Raw genomic sequence first — 17,596 nt, forward strand, 5'->3', positions numbered from 1 at the left:
GATGGTGCTCGAATTCGAAGGTATTGATGAGCGGCACATTCTCGTCAGTTAGCCGCCCTTGCACAAAGGGATAAATCAGATCGGTTGCATGAGTAAAACTCATATTTGGAGATATAGGCTAAAGTTAGCCTTCCCCGCAGCAGGAAAGATCTGAATGGCTCGTAGTCTCGCTCCTCTCTATGCGCTTCGTGCATTCGAAGCCGCCGCGCGGCACAGCTCTTTTACTCGCGCTGCGGAAGAGTTATCCATCACGCAAAGCGCGGTCAGCCGACACATTCGCACGCTGGAAGAGCATTTCGCCTGCCGACTGTTTCAGCGCAAAGGCCGCAATCTGCAACTCACCGAAGCGGCGCGCACCTTGCTGCCCGGCGTGCGGGACGGTTTTTCCGCGCTGGAGCGGGCCTGCAGCACGCTGCTGAGCGATGAAGGCGTGTTGCGCATGAAAGCCCCGCCGACGCTGACCATGCGCTGGCTGTTGGCGCGGCTCAGCCGTTTTCGTCATTTGCAGGTCGGTAATGAAGTGCAGCTGACCAGTGCCTGGGTCGAACTGGACGTGGTGGATTTCAGCCAGGAACCCTTTGATTGCGCGGTCCTGCTCAGTCGCGGGCATTTTCCGGCGGATTGGGAAGCGATTTACCTATTTCCTGAACTGCTTATTCCAGTCGGGGCACCGAGCCTGCTCGAAGAACTGCCTTGGGATATCGAGCGTCTGGCCGCCGCCGAATTGCTGCATCCGACGCCGGACCGCCGCGACTGGCGTACCTGGCTGGAACGCACCGGCTTGTCGGCGCAGGTCTCACTCAAGGGCGGCCAGGTTTTCGATACGCTGGAGCTGGGCATGATCGCCGCCGCCCGGGGTTATGGGGTGTCGATGGGCGATTTGCTGATGGTTGCCGAAGATGTGGCGCACGGTCGAATGAGACTGCCGTGGCGCACCGCCGTGCACAGCGGCGAAGATTATTATCTGGTCTGGCCGCGCACAAGGCCCGGAACAGAGCGGCTGCGGCGGCTGGGCGATTTTCTGCAAAGCGAAGTCCAGGCCATGGAGTTGCCGGACGTGGAAATTCTCAGGTAATCGTTCGGGGGGTATTCCAGCTTCGCAATCGTTTGCTAAACCAACGGATGCACTCAAGTATTCATTTGGGTGGCCGATGTTGTGGCATGGAAGTCGTCGTACAAAAAAGTGCGAAAGAACCTACAACTAAAATAGATAATTTGCTGAGCAGTCAATCGGAATCCAAAGGTTCGAACTGTTCGGCCAGGAGCCCTCATGTCAAAGCCCCGCGCTCGAATTGCCTCGCAACTCGGTATAGCTCTGGCCGTTATTCTGGCGGTCGTCATCAGCGGCAGTACCGTTTTTGCGTTGCGTTCACTGGACGCTGCCAACCTCGTCATTCGTGAAGAGCACATGGGCAGTGAAGCGCGGTTGCTGGCGGATCAGCTGACCACCTTTCATAGCACCTTGCGTGACAGCACCCAGCGCCTGGCCGGGTTGTTTGAAAAACGCTTCGCTGGCGGCCTGACCGTTCAAGCCGACAAACCCGTCACGGTGGCCGGCGTTCAGACCCCGGGTTTGTATGACGGCGCCAACGCCTTGAACAACGACTTCACTGAGGTCGACAGCTTCCGCCAATTGACGGCCGGGGTTGCCACGGTGTTCGTGCGCAGCGGCGACGAGTTCATCCGGATCAGCACATCGGTAACCAAACAGGACGGTACACGCGCCATTGGTACCCAACTGGACCACAAGAGTCCGGCTTACGACCGCCTGATCGCCGGACAAAACTACGTCGGCAAAACCGTGTTGTTCGACCGCAATTACATGACGCAATACTCCCCGGTGCGTGATACCGGCGGCAAAGTCATCGCGGTGCTGTTTGTCGGCTTCGATTACACCGATGCGCAAAACGCCCAGTTCGAAAACCTGAGGAATTTCCGCATCGGCACCACGGGCTCCTTGGCGCTGCTGGATGATCAAGGCCGCTGGCTGGTGCCGCCGGCCGGCGTGATAGCTCCGGAACAGGCAGGCAAAACCGTCGCTGACGTCGTCAAGCAGCCGGGCAAAGGCCAGTTCTGGAACGATACGGCTCAGGATTTCTACAGCGTTGCCCAGCCATTCAAGGACGGGCCATGGACAGTGCTCGCCAGCATGCCGAAAGCAGAAATCAGCGCGGTGACCTGGAGCGTCGGCACGCAACTGGCCATTGGCAGCTTGTTGGCCATGTTCATCGCGGTGGGTTCGGCGATCTGGCTGTTGCGCAGCAAACTGCAGCCGTTGTCCGATCTGGTGCGTCAGGCTGAAGCCTTGGGTGCCGGTGATTTGAGCGTGCGCCTGAATGTGTCCAGTCACGACGAAATCGGTCAGTTGGCGGGCAGCTTCAACAAGATGGGCGAAGCCTTGTCGACCATGGTTTCCCACATCCGCACCGCCGCTCAGCAAGTCAGCAGTCGTGCTCATGAGTTGTCAGGCTTGTCGGGCGGTGCCTACGAAGGCATGGAACAACAGTCTGGCGAGATCACCAGCATGGCGGGCGCGGTCGAGGAGTTCAGCGCTACTTCCCTGAACATCGCCGACAATATGGGCAATACCGAGCGTCTGGCCAGTGACAATGCTCAGCAAACCCGCATCGGTCGCGCCTCGATGCAGGAAGCGTCTTCGTCCCTTGAGCAGATTGCTTCCTCACTCAGCAGCACCGCCACGGTGATCGATACGCTGGGGCAGCGCTCCCAGGAAATCGGCAGCATTGTCGGCGTGATTACTTCGATTGCCGATCAGACCAACCTGCTGGCGCTCAACGCAGCCATCGAAGCGGCCCGCGCCGGTGAACAAGGCCGTGGTTTTGCGGTGGTGGCCGATGAGGTGCGCAGTCTGGCATCGCGTACGCGCAAAGCGACCGACGAGATTTCCGGCATGATCGCCAGTATTCAGCAGGAAACCGGCAACGCCATCAGCACGATGCAGCAGGGCAATGTGTTGATGCAGGAAGGTCTGTCACTCAATGCCAAGGTCGCCGCCGCGCTGGCGCAGATCGACGAGCAAAGCCGTTCCGCAGGTGAACAGTTTGCCGCTATCACCACCGCCACTCAGGAACAAAGCAGCACCGCGACCTTGCTCAGCAGCAACCTGCAAAGCATCGCCATGGCCAACACCGAACAGCGCGAAGTGGTCTCGCATCTGGCAGTGACCGCCGAAGAACTGAATGCGCTGGCGGCAGAATTGCGCACTGAGGTTGATCGGTTTCGTTGATATAGCAGGTCACCGCAGGACCGGATTTATCCGGGAGGACGTCGGCGCATTCGGCGAGTAGTCAAAGCCTGTCCCGGCCTCTTCGCGAATAAATTCGCTCCTGCGATTTCGAAACCGACGTGATTCCGTAGGACCGGATTTATCCGGGAGGACGTCGGCGCATTCGGCGAGTAGTCAAAGCCTGTCCCGGCCTCTTCGCGAATAAATTCGCTCCTGCGATTTCGAAACCGACGTGATTCCGTAGGACCGGATTTATCCGGGAGGACGTCGGCGCATTCGGCGAGTAGTCAAAGCCTGTCCCGGCCTCTTCGCGAATAAATTCGCTCCTGCGATTTCGAAACCGACGCGATTCCGCAGGACCGGATATATCCGGGAGGACGTCGGCGCATTCGGCGAGTAGTCAGAGCCTGTCCCGGCCTCTTCGCGAATAAATTTGCTCCTACGATTTCGAAATCGACGCGATTCCGCAGGACCGGATATATCCGGGAGGACGTCGGTTCAGACAAAACATCGGTGGCGTCTGAGGGCAGCCCCAAACATAGAATTCCCCACGATGTCGTTGCACGTCTGAAACCTCAATTACTCGAAGGCCGATACTGCAACGCCTCGGCCACATGACTGCGGTTGATCGCCTCGACCTGTTCCAGATCCGCCAGCGTGCGGGCTACTTTCAGCAGGCGGTGGGCGGCGCGCAGTGACAGCGTCAGTCGCTCGCAAGCCGTTTCCAGCCAGACTTCATCGGCGGCAGACAACCCGCAATGCTGGCGCAGGCCGGGCAAATCGAGAAAGGCATTGGCGCAACCCTGACGTCGCTGCTGACGTTCCCTGGCTTGGGCGACCCATTTGGCGGCGCTGGCGGTGTCGTCGCCTTGCTGCGGCGATGGATTAAGCGACGTCGCTTCCCGGGCCACGGTCAGGTGCAGATCAATGCGGTCCAGCAACGGGCCGGATAATTTGTTGCGATAACGCTGGATTTGCTCGGTCGAACAACGACAGCGTCCGGTCGGTTCGCCCAGATAGCCGCACGGACAGGGATTCATCGCCGCAACCAGCTGAAAGCGCGCCGGAAAACGCACCCGATCCCGCGCCCGGGAAATCACGATATGTCCCGACTCGAACGGATGAGCGTATCATGAACTTTATTTGACCGGAAAATCATAATGCAAAACACAGCGGTAGACAGGTCGAAGCCCATCGCAATCGCATATGTGCGGTGGTCCAGCAGCATCCAATCTGACGGTGACAGTTACGACAGACAGACCAGTCCGCTCGCTGAATTCACCTCCTTAACGGGTGTTCCTGTCGTTGAAATCATCATTGACCCCGGCAGGTCTGCATACACCGGCGAAAATTCAAAAGTCGGTAAATTGAAAGATATTTTGGTCAGAATTGAATCCGGTCATATCCGAAAAGGTGATTATCTCGTAGTTGAAAGTATCGACCGTATTACTCGCATGCGAGTTTTAGACGGTGTTTCATTAATACAGGATGGGATTTTAAAAAAAGGAGTGAAACTGTATACCACTAGCGACAATAAGGTTTATTCGTATGAAGACCCGGACCGCGATTTAGAAACACTCCTGATGATAGGATTGATTGCTAAACGAGCAAACGAAGAAAGTGAAACTAAATCTAAACGACGGAAATCTTCGTGGAATAAAGCAAAAGAAAAAGCCGAAAATTCCGGGGAAATTTTCAATAGGCATACTCCGCCCTACGGACTTATATTTAACCATGCTGAAAATAAATTCAATATAGTCGAAGATGAAGCAAACGAAATCAGGGCGATAATCGAAGGCCTAAAATCTGAAGGTGTATCTAACACTCTTAAGAAAGTAAACATAAACTCGAAAAGAAAATGGACCCGTAGGACAGTACATCAAATGCTTGTCAGTAAATATCCTACTGGGGCATTAATGTCTCAAAGGCGGGAGAACAAACAAAAAGTCTTCGATAGTTTTATTGAGAATTATTACCCTCAAATCGTCACAAATCATGCATTTCAAGAAGCTGTGAATGCGATGAAACAGCGGGGAAAAGTCAAAGACTATGGTAGAACTACAGAAGGGAGCTTAAACATCTTTAAACACTGCATAAAATGTGGTTTGTGCGGTGCTACTCTAATGTTCGAAAAATCCGTGAACCAAAAAGGTGTGAAATACGGATACTTACACTGTCACACATCCAAAGAAACTCTATCGACTTGTGAAACAAGATTTAGATTTGACTTGGCTTTCGGCACACTATTGCAACTCGTACGACAAATTACAGGCGAAGATATAGATTATACTGTTCATGAATGGGCGAATCGTGAACCCATAGGTAACACAGGAACTTATCTTGAAAATGAGCAGGACTCAGAAAACCTAAATGATGCTCTGCTTGATTTCTTTAGCAACTCGAAATTAGACCAAAGTGTTTCTGTAGAACTTATAGAAAAAGAGAAGTTATTGGCCAATGCGAAATCGCTTTATGAAAACCTCACTGCATCGCTTTCGAATTATGCGGATGGAAAAATCCCTAAAATCTTCATAGACAAAGTTATAATTGCAGAAGAAGCAGTTTCTGTTTTGTCGAGCGAAGTAGATGAGCTTGCAGGGGAATTACACAAAGAAAGAACTGATATTGATATATATTCATCGTCTGACATTCTATCGCTCTATGACGATGAGTCAGGGAGATTAAAGCTAAACACATTTTTTAAAGAGAACAAATTTGAGTTTGTTTTTACTTGCGACAGAAAAACAAGAACTGTGTTTATGACTCTTCGCGATAAATCTAAAGACATTCAGCTGGCTAGAGTTGGGAAAAGATTTACTCTACACCATCCTCTTAAAGAGTTTGGAATTAATAGCCTATCAGAATATATGAATGCCGAAATTTAGCAGCACATTAATTACCAACCGCCTGCATAGTAGGCGGTATAAGTAAAGGTATAGATTTCGGTATAGAAAAGCGGTATAAATTTCTGCATTCTATTTGACTTCTGTTTTACATATGTTACAACTTGTATTAGAAGCTTTTAAAACATGCGAGCAATACCATTATACCGTGAAAACTTCGTTTTTGCGGTATGCCTTCAAAACTACTTCGTAGCTTTTTTGGCTCATGGTCTGTTCGAAATTTCCCGCACTTCGTTTGAAATTTTTTAGGAGCGAAAATAGACAATAAAAAGGATATGACATGAAACAGAACACACTTGATAGCATCATTGAATTTATAAATGCACTTGATGAAAACTATGATTTGAGATTAGCCACGGGCATCGCAAATAAGATTCTTCGCGGTGATGAAACATTAGAAAAGATTAATTTTCTGGTATATATACAAAGTAATATCTATGTGCATGACTCGATTAGCGATGATGATAAGCTAGTGTATGTGGGTCGTATTTTAATTTTTATTGGTCGCCTCCTTGCAGTGGAATTGAAGCGAGGGGAGCCATTATGAAACAGAATAGAACAAAAAAAACCAGTTTGTCATGGACACCTGCCGAGCATGAGAAAATCATGCTGTTTAAAGAACAATCGGGCGACAAGTCTATACCCGACTTAGTGCTTAGATTAATTGATGACTCTCAAGTCATTATAATAAAAGAGATAAATAGTTACGACGAAATTTATCTCAAGGCGGGAAATCTTCTAAATCAAATCGCCAAAGCACTGAATATTATTCAAGCGAATCCGGAAAAATATTCGGCACTGATTAATTATTTAGAGAAAGACAATTCGAAGATTCTTAATATCATCACTGACTATTCTCAAAAGTTGGATGATGCAGTTGATGCTTATTTCAACTACGAGCAAAATATTGAAGTGCTCGCAAATCATGAATTGAAAAAGGCTCAGAATAAGAAAAGAAAAATCAGTGCGAGCAATATATGAAATTCAAAATCATAACTCGCAAAAGCAACACATTTTCAACAGTGAATTATATTCTAAAGCTCGCCGTGCCGGGTTCTACTCGTTCCACAATACCCCAATTTTCTGGAACATCAAATTTTCAATTTGCTAAGCTAGTAGATAAGAAGTTTGAAGATTTTCGAGCGAGCAATCAAGACCGCCTATATTTTCATAAAATCATAGGCTTTCACCCATCCGACTCAAACAAGTCGGATGCTGAACTAATGGACATTGCAGAGGAAGCATTGAAAATTTCAATGCCCGGTAAGCGGCATTTTGTCATGTCAGTTGAGCGAAATACTGCACATCCCCATGTGCATATATGTGTCGCCCTTCGCTCGATTGAGACGAAGAAGGTTCATAGGGATTTTGTAGATTATATCAAGATTGGTGTAGAACTTGAGATTAAGCACGGCCTCTACAATGCTGACAGAGACACGAAACCACACCCAGCAGCACCGGCACCCGGAACGATGAAAATCGAGGCTAGAACAGGCTCTAAACCTCTCAAAAACTATATGAAAGAATCTATTGCTTACTCGTTTGAAAAAGCCAAAAAGACTTCTGAATTTTTAGAGCTTCTGAAACAGTCAAACATTAAGCTACTGCCAAATCTAAATTCTGCCGGAGTTTCCGGCCTGAGCTTTGAGAAAGATGGTGAAGTTTTTAAGGGTTCGCAACTGAATTACCCCATCAAGAAAATCAAAGACAAATTTGGTGGCGACCCACTTTTCACGACACTGATGCAATTAACAGCCGAAGAAAACCAGAGGCTTTTAGAAGAACAAGACCTAATCGGTTTGGGTCAAAAATCCAGCATTCTTAGAAAATATTCAAACAGAACTATTGATAAGCACTTCTTGAGTAGTGACGAAAAAAACTACTATTTCAAAAATACGAATAAAATTGCATTTGTCTATGACTCAGAAAAAAATGAAGCAAAGTTAAAAACATCGAATTTCAAGACAATCAAAGCAGCCGCTCAAAAAATTTTAGAAACGGGCACGGCGGTTACGACTCTACCTAACTCATCAGATGATTTTAAAAAACAAACATGGTTAGTATGTACACTGAACAATTTCCCAATGTCCGACTTTTACAAGCCATCGCCTTTCGATTTGCAACAAGCTATCAAAATGACAAAGGATGAAAATCTTAAATTGAGATTAGAGCGAGAATTGAAAGAGCTTGAGGTGAAAAAGACAGTTAAACCTGAAAGTAAAAAAACTAAATTTAGGGTTGATATGCTGCTTTAATATTCGCAGCTTATCTCAACAAATTTTGTTTTGTTTTCTTCATAACTCTTATTTTCAGCGGCAATAATTGCATCTGCTTCAATGCCGAAGATTTTGTAATACTCTGCTAAGTTTCTATTTGCATGATGAGAATCTTGCGAGGCTCGCCAAGTTTTCTGCCGTGCTTTTTCTGCATAACATGTTTGCATCATAAAATCTCTATTGCTTTGCTCTCTCTTTCTCTCCAGTTCTTGCTGCCTAGCTTCTGCATTAAGTGAATAACTATTATCTGTTGTTTTTTTATTGAGCTGTCCGTAGCTCAATACAAAAATAATGAATCCGGTGAATAAAATTACTTCAGCCGCACCCCACTTACTCATCTTTCCTTCCCGTCTTATTTTTAGCTAAATTCTTTGGAGTAGAGAAGTACTTCTCCAGTTCTCTCAGTGGATCTTTAAAATCAATACCATTCTGATTTATCGCATGCATCTGATTTGTTTTTTCTTTTTTCGTAAGTATTTTGCTTTTCATAGCCTTTAGTGCAGCTAAAGCACTGTCTAAATCTTTTAGGCTTAATAGCTTAAATATCGAATTTTGGAATGCCGCTTGTTCACTTCGAGGCAAACTATTGATTAAACTTTGCACTTCTGATGCCGCAGAATCAACATCTGTTTGTGTTGCTTTACTCATACTTGTATCTCCTATTATTTATTTTTATTGCATTAATTAAACATTGTGTCATCTTCGGCGAAGAACATAAAATCCTCATCGGACTTCGCTTTCGCTCTAATATCAGATGCTGTGCTTTTGACTTTCTCTACTGTCTCTGTTTGTTGCTCTTCTGTTTCTTTATCTGTTGCTATATTTACTACAACTGCGAATTTAACGGTTTTTCGTTTATTTACGACATCCTTTATCTCCCGCACAGAATGTATAAGTCCGCTTTTTACAAGTTCATCATGAGCCCTCTTTAAATTTCTGTTTACTTCTTTGCTGTCATTATCAGAGCACTGCAAGCGATAAATTAAATCTTGGATTTTGAATGTGTTGGTTTTTTTGTAGTTATTTGACTTGTAAAATAAAAACAAGGCTCTCGCAAACGATGACTTGAGTTTGTTGAATCTCTCTACTTCAAGATTAAAAATCAGGTCCCTATCAGCTTCGTAAAATATTTTTAATCCCATTGACACCGTTACAGATAGGCCGCCCTCTACCTCAATAACATCACCGACAAATCCTAGAAGGTATTCTCTCCCGCCTTTTTCGAATCGCATCGAGAACATCTGTAGCTTAGAAAATGTATCCTTCGTTTTAGTTCTGTAAAGAGGGGAGTTTGTTGAAGAGACCTTTAAAAACTTGAAGAGCTTGGAATATTCAATGAATATGACATTTTTATCTTCCGCAACTACAGCTTCTTTTATCAAGAATAGTAATATATTGAAATCGAAATTTAACGATAGCAAAGGAGTAGCAATGCGAATATTTTTATATTGAAATAGGTCTCTTGTTTCAATTGTTAGGAAGTCAGACTCGCTAGGTTTTTTATTAGTCGCATTGAAAATCGGCAAAGACATGAACGATTTTGCTAGAGATATATAGTCATCTCTGATAAATATTTTTTTGGTTGTGATTTTTCTTATGTTGTACTCTGACATAAATCCTCTTTTTATAAGTTAATATCTTTATAACATTATTTTTAGAGGATGTCAATGAATATCTTTATTGGAGCACCACACCATTTTTCATCTATGATTGAAAACAACGCGGGATTTATTAGGGTGGTACACCGAACCTTATTATAGTGGTACACCCAAACTTATTATTCAACTACACCGAGAAACTCTACAGCCCTTGATTCACAAGGCTTGTAAATCTCCTAAAGGGTTTCTTAAAGGGTTATATAAATGGAAGGGCGAGAAAATCAAAACCATTTCTGAATGGCGAGGCAAGCCGAGCATTTTTTTCATTGTGAAAAACACTATCTACAACTCATTTAAACACTATTCAAAGGCTAATCTCATCATAGTTATGTAAAAACTTATGGTGTTGACATTAGACCGTGCCCCAAGGCTCGACAAGCTTCGAAAAATATATTTTTCTCGGTCTCTCCTTATCTATCAACTTGGAAAGATGCGAACATACTATGAAAATCGGTTTGTATTGCGAATGTAAATTTGTATTTTTCCTGCAAGTGCAGCTTTAGTGCCGTCGTATCTTTTCTACTTATTCCTTCCCGAATTGATATTACTTCGCGAGATTCCTCCATCACTATTGGGTCATAAATTGAGGCTAAATCAAACAATCCGGCGAAGCTACTATTTCTAAACGATTCATATCGAGGTGAATAATCGTTTATCACTAGAGCAATCTCATGCGACTTAGTTATTATGATTGCTGCATCGACAAGATCCTTTTGTTTGAAAAACTCACTTTCGTGGTAATAAAGGCAGGATAAGGGACCCTCATCAGTCAAAATATTAGCTTCGCCTAAGAGGTTCGCTAACACGGTATGCTCTTGATATCCTCCATCTGTCTTGATGAGATTTATAATATATAAACAATAATCGGCTGCTTCGCTGCTTTTCCTATTGTTCAACTGCTTACTAGCCTTGTGAAAATTTTTTGAATTTTTACCAGAGGGCTGTATTAGATCCTCTTTAATATATATTTCATCTTGGTCATATGCTTTTTTCTTTGCTTTGATTGCTAAGTCACTTTCAAATGAGGACTTAAGCTCTAGCAAAAACTTTTTTCCTCCGTGAATTGTTGAAAAATCGGGGGTTTCCTGAAGCGGAATGGTGGGGAGACTTTTCAGTTCTAACCCTAGCGAGTCATTCAAGAGACCTACGACGAATATTTCTTCCGGAGTAATTTTTGTCATTTCCGCAATCCGTGCCTGTTATGTACCGCAAAATTAGCATGACGGTAATAGGACCGTGAACCTTTCTCGTAATGTGTTAGAAAGAGCTTGCCGTTCTCAAGCGGTTCGCGAAGCACTTCCAGAACACGGCGGTCGAACTCCGGCAGTTCATCGAGAAACAGCACGCCATGATGCGCCAGCGTGATTTCCCCCGGTTGCGGACGACTGCCGCTGTCGGCTTTCGCAATAGCTGCAAAGCTACTAGCCTGAAGGCCTTGATACCTCGTTTAGCGTTTTGGAAATACGTGCAAAAAATTTCTCAAATAGCTGCCACAGGATCAAATATGAGTGGAAATAGCTGCGACCAGATTAAGCAGGTAAGGACCATCAAGCCGACTCGGCGTAGCATTTCGGGAGTTATGCCGTTCCGTGCTGCGGGAGGGGTGCCCTATGAGTCACTCCTTGAACGAGACTTCCTCAAGCGAATGCGGTTTTCGCATCGGGTGTTCTCAGTAGTCGCCCAGCCAGTTGCGATCAATTTTTGCGACCCCTTGGGACGTGCCCAAACCTATACACCTGACTACCTGGTTTATTACCACCAAGGCGAAGCAGACTATCGCGAATACATTAAACCGATGCTGGTAGAGGTGAAGCCAGCTTACGAATGGCGTCAACACTGGCGACAGTGGATGGGCAAGTGGAAGGCAGCTCGCCGTCATGCTCGCGAGCAGGGATGGAGCTTCGCCATATACGACGAGTCGCGTATTCGAGGGCTTCCGCTAGACAATATCGTTTTTCTAGAGCGCTTCGACCGGCTGGCCTTCGATCCGGAGGACATTGAAATGGTACTGAAAACCGTACGAGAAATGGAAATAGCGCCTGTGCACTATCTGCTTGCTAGGCACTTCAAGGGCATCTATCGCGAGAGGGGCGTTGCGTTGCTTTGGCACCTCGTTGCCACGCGTCGTCTCGAGTGCGACATCATTGAGCCGCTAGACCAGTTTCTTGAGTTGTGGGTGCCTTCGCCATGAACATCTATGAGATCGACACTGATGAGCATCTGATCCCATTCGAGCCGACTCGAGCTCGAATCTCGATCGAGGTCGGTGCAGTGGTGCGCCACGACAAGCAAGTATTCCAGATCGCGCAGCTTCTGGATTTCCAGAGTGTTATTGGAATTGAGGTTGAAACGGGGCGAAGCGCTTCACTCCGCGTGTCGGAACTGAGTGCCGTCGAACCGGATAGGGTCAACGGTCTCTATGTTAATCACGACATCTCGACCATCAGCTCGGATGACTGGGCAGTTGCCCAGAAACGGTTCGCAGCAATACGGCCGTTTATCAACAACGCGATCACAGCAAAGGACAGTGTAGAAAAGCGAGCCAAGGAGCTTGGTGTAGACACAACGACGCTCTATCGCTGGTTGGAGAGATATAGGAATTGGAATGAGGTGCTCGCGCTCGTTCCACGTAAGAGGGGGTGGAGCATTGGAAGTAGTAGGTTGACAATTGAAGCTGAAAAAATTGTCCGAGAGGTAATTGAGCAGCATTACCTTAACGTGCAACGTCCCTCAATCCAGTCGACCATCAAAGAGATTGAGACCCGTGCAAAGGCGCTTGGCATCAACCCTCCAGGAGCATCGGCTATTCGAGCGCGCATCAAGCGAATACCTGAGAAGCATGTACTTCGCCAGCGTGGATATGCCGACCGAGCAAGGAACCGACACACACCATCGGTAGGCAAGTTCCCGGGGGCGGACTACCCCCTTGCCGTGATTCAAATTGACCATACGCCGATTGACCTGATTGTCGTGGATGATCAGCACCGGAAGCCAATCGGTCGGCTTTGGTTGACTGTCGCGATTGACGTCCACTCGCGGATGATCACTGGCTATTACCTCTCTCTTGAAGAACCTTCCGAAATCTCCGTTGCCATGTGTATTGCCCATTCGGCGCTTCCTAAGGAGGCGTGGCTGCACATCCATAACGTGGATGGGGATTGGCCCGTGTGGGGCTTCCCGCGAGTCATTCACTCCGACAATGGCGCGGATTTCCGAGCAGAAAATATCCGCCGCTCTTGTTCAAACTACAACATTGAAAATGTCTTCCGACCGGTCAAAAGACCTAAATATGGAGGGCACATTGAACGTTTGCTTGGGTCCTTCATGCGCATGGTGCATGAACTGCCAGGTACAACCTTCAGTAACACCTTTGATCGAGATGGCTACGATTCAGAAAAGCGTGCCGCTCTGACGATGGGGGAATTCGAGGAGTGGTTAGTAAAAAGCATCCTTCGTTACCATCAAGTGCCTCATTCTGCGATCTATATGAGTCCAGCGCGTAAATGGCATCTTGGGTTCTTCGGGAACAGGGAGTTAGATCCGCTTGTGAGCATTCCACCTAGGCCTGCGGACCCTCTGACCGTACAGCTGGATTTCATGCCGTCGTTCCATCGAACAGTCCAGGCATACGGTGTCCAGATCGATGTGTTCTATTACTCCGAAGCTCTCAGACACTGGATCAATACCAAGGATTCTGAAACAGGATTAGCGAGGAAATTTGTCTTCCGGCGTGATCCGAGAGACATCAGCGTCGTGTGGTTCTATGACCCCGTGCTTAAACAATATTTTCGAGTCCCCGTAGCCAACCAGGCGTTCCCGGCGGCTACGGTGTGGGAGTTCAAAGCCGCCAAGCGAAAGGCTGTAAGTGAAGGTCGGCAACATATTGATGACGCCTTGATTGCGAGGCTGATCCTAGAGAACCGTGTCCTTGTAGAAAGAGCCTCCGCGAGCACCAAGAAAGCACGTCGAGACGCTCAGCGCCTGAAGGTTCATAGCAAAAATGTGACTCCAGCAGTGCCCATAAAAAACCTGCCCAGCTCCCTGGAACCGATGCTCTCTAGCGATGGGATTCTACTCGACGAAATTGATCTGATCGGTGATATCCAATGAGCGACTATTCACATCTGCACTCCGATTTCAGACCCGTATTGCTGTTGTCCGACAGAGAGCGCATCCGCTTTATGGGGGAGCCGCGCTGGATCGGATACCCAACTGCACACAATGTCCTGGATACCCTTGAGTCTCTATTTGACGCGCCCAAACGTCCGCGGATGCCGAATTTGCTCATTGTCGGCGACTCCAATAATGGAAAAACTACGATTGTGCGGCAGTTCATAAAGAACCATGGCGAAGGTTATGTTGATGAAAACTCTGAGCCTGTGAGGCCTGTTATTTTGGCGGAAGCTCCTCCCTCCGCCGAAGAGAAAGATCTCTATGTCTCGATTCTTGAGGCTTTTTGGATGCCTTATCGGCCAACTGACTCGAAGCTGGCATTGCGGTACCAGGTCATTCATACGCTGCGCGAGCTCAAAGTGCGCATGCTTATCATCGACGAGATCCACTCCATGCTGACTGGTTCGGCAGTTAAACAACGAGAGGTGATGAACGCGCTCAAGAAGCTCTGTAACGAGCTCGCGATTCCCATCATCGGCGTGGGTACTCCCGATGCAGTGCAAATACTCCACCTCGACCCGCAGCATGCCAGCCGATTTGATGTTGTGAAACTGGGAATCTGGAAGCTCAACGCTGATTTCCAGCGGCTTCTGAAGGCATTTGAGGCGGTGCTTCCACTCAAACAGCCTTCTGGATTGTTCAAGCCTGAGCTTGCCCAAATCATCCACTCAATAAGCGGAGGCAATATTGGTGATCTTCATGGGTTGCTGGTTGAGTGTGCAAAGGAGGCAATACTTTCTGGAAAGGAGTGTATAGACAGGCAAATGATCGAGAACAAATCATGGGTACGTCCTACTCGTGGCATCCGGGAGCGCGTGGTCTAAGAAGTCGTTGGCCTATTACTCCAGCGTTACTCCCTGACGAATTGCTCTCATCTTGGTTGGTGAGAGCTGCCTTGGCGCATGGCTGCTCGCCGGAATCGCTCACATCGACCGCATGGCCTGGATATCGGGCGTTCTGTCGTGACATCGATCGAGGGATGGAAAACGGCCGACTTTCAGCGCTGGTTAAAGCAACTGGCATCACATATCGAGAGTTGTCATCAAGCACTCTCCAATCGGCGGTCCAGTCTTTGCTTGGTACTGAGAACCAATATCCGGTGGGTGTATTACCTTGGATCTTGGTATTAGGTTGTCGCAAGCAATTTCACGCCGGAGGCCTCCAATGCTGTCCTGACTGCATGGATCTGCCAGACCCTCATTATGTGATCCAGAACCGACTCGCGTGGCATACGGTTTGTCCAGCCCACCATGTCCAACTGATTGATCATTGCGATCATTGTTACGCAGCCCTTCAGCCCGCTCTTTTGCACCCTGGCGCGTTGATGTCTAACTGTCACCAGTGTGGGAAAGGACTAAGCTCGTTCCACAGGCTTCCAGCTGCTCCCCAAGCTCTCGCGTTCCAAATGCTCGTAGATAGATCATGTGGCAAGCCCATGTGCTTCGGAAACATTGAGTTGTGCTTCCGGGATTGGATGTCGACAGCTCGTGCCATGATCACTTTTTTACAGACGGCAGCACGTCACCCCTCTGCGAATGTAGAACGCTTTTGCGAAGCGATCGGATTTGATCCCGCTTGGAGGCAGCGCACGTTGTCAGGGCTACCTTTCGAATACCTGAGGCCTGGCGAGCGCGCCCGGTTACTCGGAAACGTTGTAGTGATAATGCAGGCCGGTCCAGAGAAGTTTATGGAGATGGCGATCAATGCATCACTTCCGGAGTCAATACTGCCGCTGCCAGTGAGCAATGCACCTCGATTATTGATTCATATGGCTTCGGTCCTTACGAAACACCCTCGTAAAACAACCTCTCAGACCTGTCATAAGCCGTCCCATGATCAGCGGCAGGTATTGCGGATGTGGATTCGTTTGCAGAGAAGGGTTCGCCGAAATGACATCTAATGACATCCGACAAGAGTTGGGGTGTGAAGCCTGTGGAAAAAGGATGCGCGTGGCCCACAAGGTACACAGAGGCAAGCGGTACTGCTCAACGTGTTATCCGCGCTTGTTCAAAAAACAAATGTGCGGCGGCTGCGGAAGTTTGGCGCGACTACCTGTTTTCGACATCGCTGCGCATTGTAGTAAGTGCGAGCGCGCTGGTCCTTGCGTACGATGCGAAAGAACAGAGTTCAAGATAGGTCTGCGTTCAGCATATGGACCGGTTTGCAAATCGTGCGTGCCCTATTTCCGTGAGGCACGGCCGTGTGAAGTCTGTGGCAGACTCTCCCAGCGATTGTCTTGCAGTGCCAAAACTGGGTTGCGTGCCTGCCCCAAATGCAGAGGCCCAGAAACGGGGACGTGTCCTGAATGTCAGCGGCATAGGGTCCTGGTCGGACATGATGGTAGTGAACGTTGCCAAATGTGTACCACCGAGGGAGCACGCAGGTGTGAAAGCTGCGGTTTGAACATGCCGGCAGGTCGGGGCCGTGAATGTATCAATTGCTCTTGGGCCAAGGCCTTCAAAAGGCGCTTGGCGATTAACTTGATGGGTTTCAGCTCCACTCAATTTGAAGATCTATTCAGTCGATTTGCAAGTTGGGTGTTTGAGACTCAAGGACCACATAAAGCAGCATTGAACATTAATCGCTACTATCGTTTTTTCCGAGAACTGGAAGTCACATGGAGAGCAGTGCCTACCTACACGGATCTGCTCGAGTACTTCAGGGCTTCGGGGCTTAGACGAGCCGAAAATCCTATGCGATGGCTTGCAGGGTCTGGGATGGTCACTGTTGACGCTGATGCAAGGGAGCAGGACTCCGAGCAACGACGTGTGAAAGACATACTCTCTGAGATTGCCAAACCCTGGCCTAAGAAAATGCTTCAGGGTTATTTCGCCACGCTGGCAATACGAATTGAGTTAGGTGGCACAGATCTTCGGTCAGTGAGGCTAGCCATGCGTGCAGCAGCAAATCTGCTGAATTTTTGCAGCCTTGAAGAAGGAGCTTTACCCACGCAAAAAATGATTGCACAGTTTTGGCGTAGCTCCCCCGGTCAGGTTGCCTCAGTAACAGGTTTTATCAACTACCTGAACGTGCATCACAACTTGCAACTTACCTCTCGCCCTGACGCCGGCTGGCTGCGGAAAGCTAAGAAGGATAAAGCCGAGCGTGAGCTAGTGGATCTTCTAAAAGAGAGACCGCGAGAGGAGCATTTCGAAATCCGCTGGGTGGTTAAGGGACTTGCATATTTCCACAACGTTCGAAGGGCTAAACGAATAGCCCTGGCCTACCGGCCGCGGAGCTATGAGGGCGTAGCTGGTTTCGACGTTGACCATGAATCGGAAACGCTGTGGATACCCTCCGCCGATGGTTACAAGCGAGGCACCCGGGTATCCAGCTAAT

General features: G+C 48.0%; 15 protein-coding genes and 2 pseudogenes. 11 read left to right on the top strand and 6 right to left on the bottom strand.

Annotated features, from left to right (window positions below):
* Positions 1 to 154: 154 nt before the first annotated feature.
* Positions 155 to 1,075 (top strand): LysR substrate-binding domain-containing protein, encoded by a 921-nt coding sequence (locus CFII64_RS23730; RefSeq protein ID WP_020293398.1) that lies wholly within the window; start codon positions 155 to 157, stop codon positions 1,073 to 1,075.
* Between the two features lie 195 nt (positions 1,076 to 1,270).
* Entirely contained in the window at positions 1,271 to 3,247 is a 1,977-nt protein-coding gene (locus CFII64_RS23735) for a methyl-accepting chemotaxis protein (protein ID WP_020293399.1), read from the top strand.
* Between the two features lie 575 nt (positions 3,248 to 3,822).
* Here CFII64_RS23735 and CFII64_RS23740 read toward each other — a convergent pair.
* A pseudogene (locus tag CFII64_RS23740) lies at positions 3,823 to 4,368 on the bottom strand (ATP-binding protein); the annotation flags it as partial.
* Between the two features lie 39 nt (positions 4,369 to 4,407).
* Here CFII64_RS23740 and CFII64_RS23745 point away from each other — a divergent pair.
* From CFII64_RS23745 to CFII64_RS23760, 4 genes are all read left to right on the top strand, one after another.
* The gene (locus CFII64_RS23745) at positions 4,408 to 6,132 is read left to right on the top strand and encodes a recombinase family protein (protein WP_020293401.1); all 1,725 of its coding nucleotides are present in this window, start codon (positions 4,408 to 4,410) and stop codon (positions 6,130 to 6,132) included.
* 298 nt (positions 6,133 to 6,430) lie between these two features.
* The gene (locus CFII64_RS23750; protein WP_020293402.1) at positions 6,431 to 6,697 is read left to right on the top strand and encodes a hypothetical protein; all 267 of its coding nucleotides are present in this window, start codon (positions 6,431 to 6,433) and stop codon (positions 6,695 to 6,697) included.
* Positions 6,694 to 7,131, top strand: coding sequence for a hypothetical protein (locus CFII64_RS23755; protein WP_020293403.1), 438 nt, complete (start codon positions 6,694 to 6,696; stop codon positions 7,129 to 7,131). The genes CFII64_RS23750 and CFII64_RS23755 overlap by 4 nt, the downstream gene beginning before the upstream one ends.
* Entirely contained in the window at positions 7,128 to 8,405 is a 1,278-nt protein-coding gene (locus tag CFII64_RS23760; protein WP_020293404.1) for a relaxase/mobilization nuclease domain-containing protein, read from the top strand. The genes CFII64_RS23755 and CFII64_RS23760 overlap by 4 nt, the downstream gene beginning before the upstream one ends.
* Here the strand turns inward: CFII64_RS23760 and CFII64_RS23765 are convergent.
* From CFII64_RS23765 to CFII64_RS29885, 5 genes and pseudogenes are all read right to left on the bottom strand, one after another.
* Positions 8,402 to 8,764 (bottom strand): hypothetical protein, encoded by a 363-nt coding sequence (locus tag CFII64_RS23765; protein ID WP_020293405.1) that lies wholly within the window; start codon positions 8,762 to 8,764, stop codon positions 8,402 to 8,404. The two genes, CFII64_RS23760 and CFII64_RS23765, sit on opposite strands and share 4 nt — an antisense overlap.
* Positions 8,757 to 9,074 carry a hypothetical protein gene (locus CFII64_RS23770; RefSeq protein WP_020293406.1) on the bottom strand — a complete coding sequence of 106 codons (318 nt, stop codon included), beginning with the start codon at positions 9,072 to 9,074 and terminating at the stop codon, positions 8,757 to 8,759. Before CFII64_RS23770 ends, CFII64_RS23765 begins: the two co-directional genes overlap by 8 nt.
* 32 nt (positions 9,075 to 9,106) lie before the next feature.
* Positions 9,107 to 10,039, bottom strand: coding sequence for a hypothetical protein (locus CFII64_RS23775; protein ID WP_020293407.1), 933 nt, complete (start codon positions 10,037 to 10,039; stop codon positions 9,107 to 9,109).
* A gap of 455 nt (positions 10,040 to 10,494) precedes the next feature.
* On the bottom strand, positions 10,495 to 11,265 hold the full coding sequence (locus CFII64_RS23780) for a hypothetical protein (protein ID WP_020293408.1): 771 nt from the start codon (positions 11,263 to 11,265) through the stop codon (positions 10,495 to 10,497).
* 74 nt (positions 11,266 to 11,339) lie between these two features.
* Positions 11,340 to 11,489: pseudogene (locus CFII64_RS29885) on the bottom strand (ATP-binding protein); the annotation flags it as partial.
* A 240-nt stretch (positions 11,490 to 11,729) separates the two neighbouring features.
* Here CFII64_RS29885 and CFII64_RS23785 point away from each other — a divergent pair.
* The 5 genes from CFII64_RS23785 (at position 11,730) to CFII64_RS23800 (ending at position 17,595) form a co-directional block, all read left to right on the top strand.
* Entirely contained in the window at positions 11,730 to 12,275 is a 546-nt protein-coding gene (locus tag CFII64_RS23785) for a heteromeric transposase endonuclease subunit TnsA (RefSeq protein WP_044901663.1), read from the top strand.
* Positions 12,272 to 14,194 carry a Mu transposase C-terminal domain-containing protein gene (locus CFII64_RS23790; RefSeq protein WP_020293410.1) on the top strand — a complete coding sequence of 641 codons (1,923 nt, stop codon included), beginning with the start codon at positions 12,272 to 12,274 and terminating at the stop codon, positions 14,192 to 14,194. Before CFII64_RS23785 ends, CFII64_RS23790 begins: the two co-directional genes overlap by 4 nt.
* Entirely contained in the window at positions 14,191 to 15,081 is an 891-nt protein-coding gene (locus tag CFII64_RS23795; protein WP_020293411.1) for a TniB family NTP-binding protein, read from the top strand. The genes CFII64_RS23790 and CFII64_RS23795 overlap by 4 nt, the downstream gene beginning before the upstream one ends.
* Positions 15,039 to 16,157, top strand: coding sequence for a TniQ family protein (locus tag CFII64_RS30605; protein WP_084488308.1), 1,119 nt, complete (start codon positions 15,039 to 15,041; stop codon positions 16,155 to 16,157). Before CFII64_RS23795 ends, CFII64_RS30605 begins: the two co-directional genes overlap by 43 nt.
* A gap of 583 nt (positions 16,158 to 16,740) precedes the next feature.
* A complete protein-coding gene (locus tag CFII64_RS23800; protein ID WP_256208168.1) occupies positions 16,741 to 17,595 on the top strand; it encodes a hypothetical protein in 855 nt (284 codons plus the stop codon).
* Position 17,596 lies beyond the last annotated feature (1 nt).

Origin of the sequence: Pseudomonas sp. CFII64 (assembly GCF_000416235.1) — a bacterium.
Lineage (GTDB): Bacteria > Pseudomonadota > Gammaproteobacteria > Pseudomonadales > Pseudomonadaceae > Aquipseudomonas.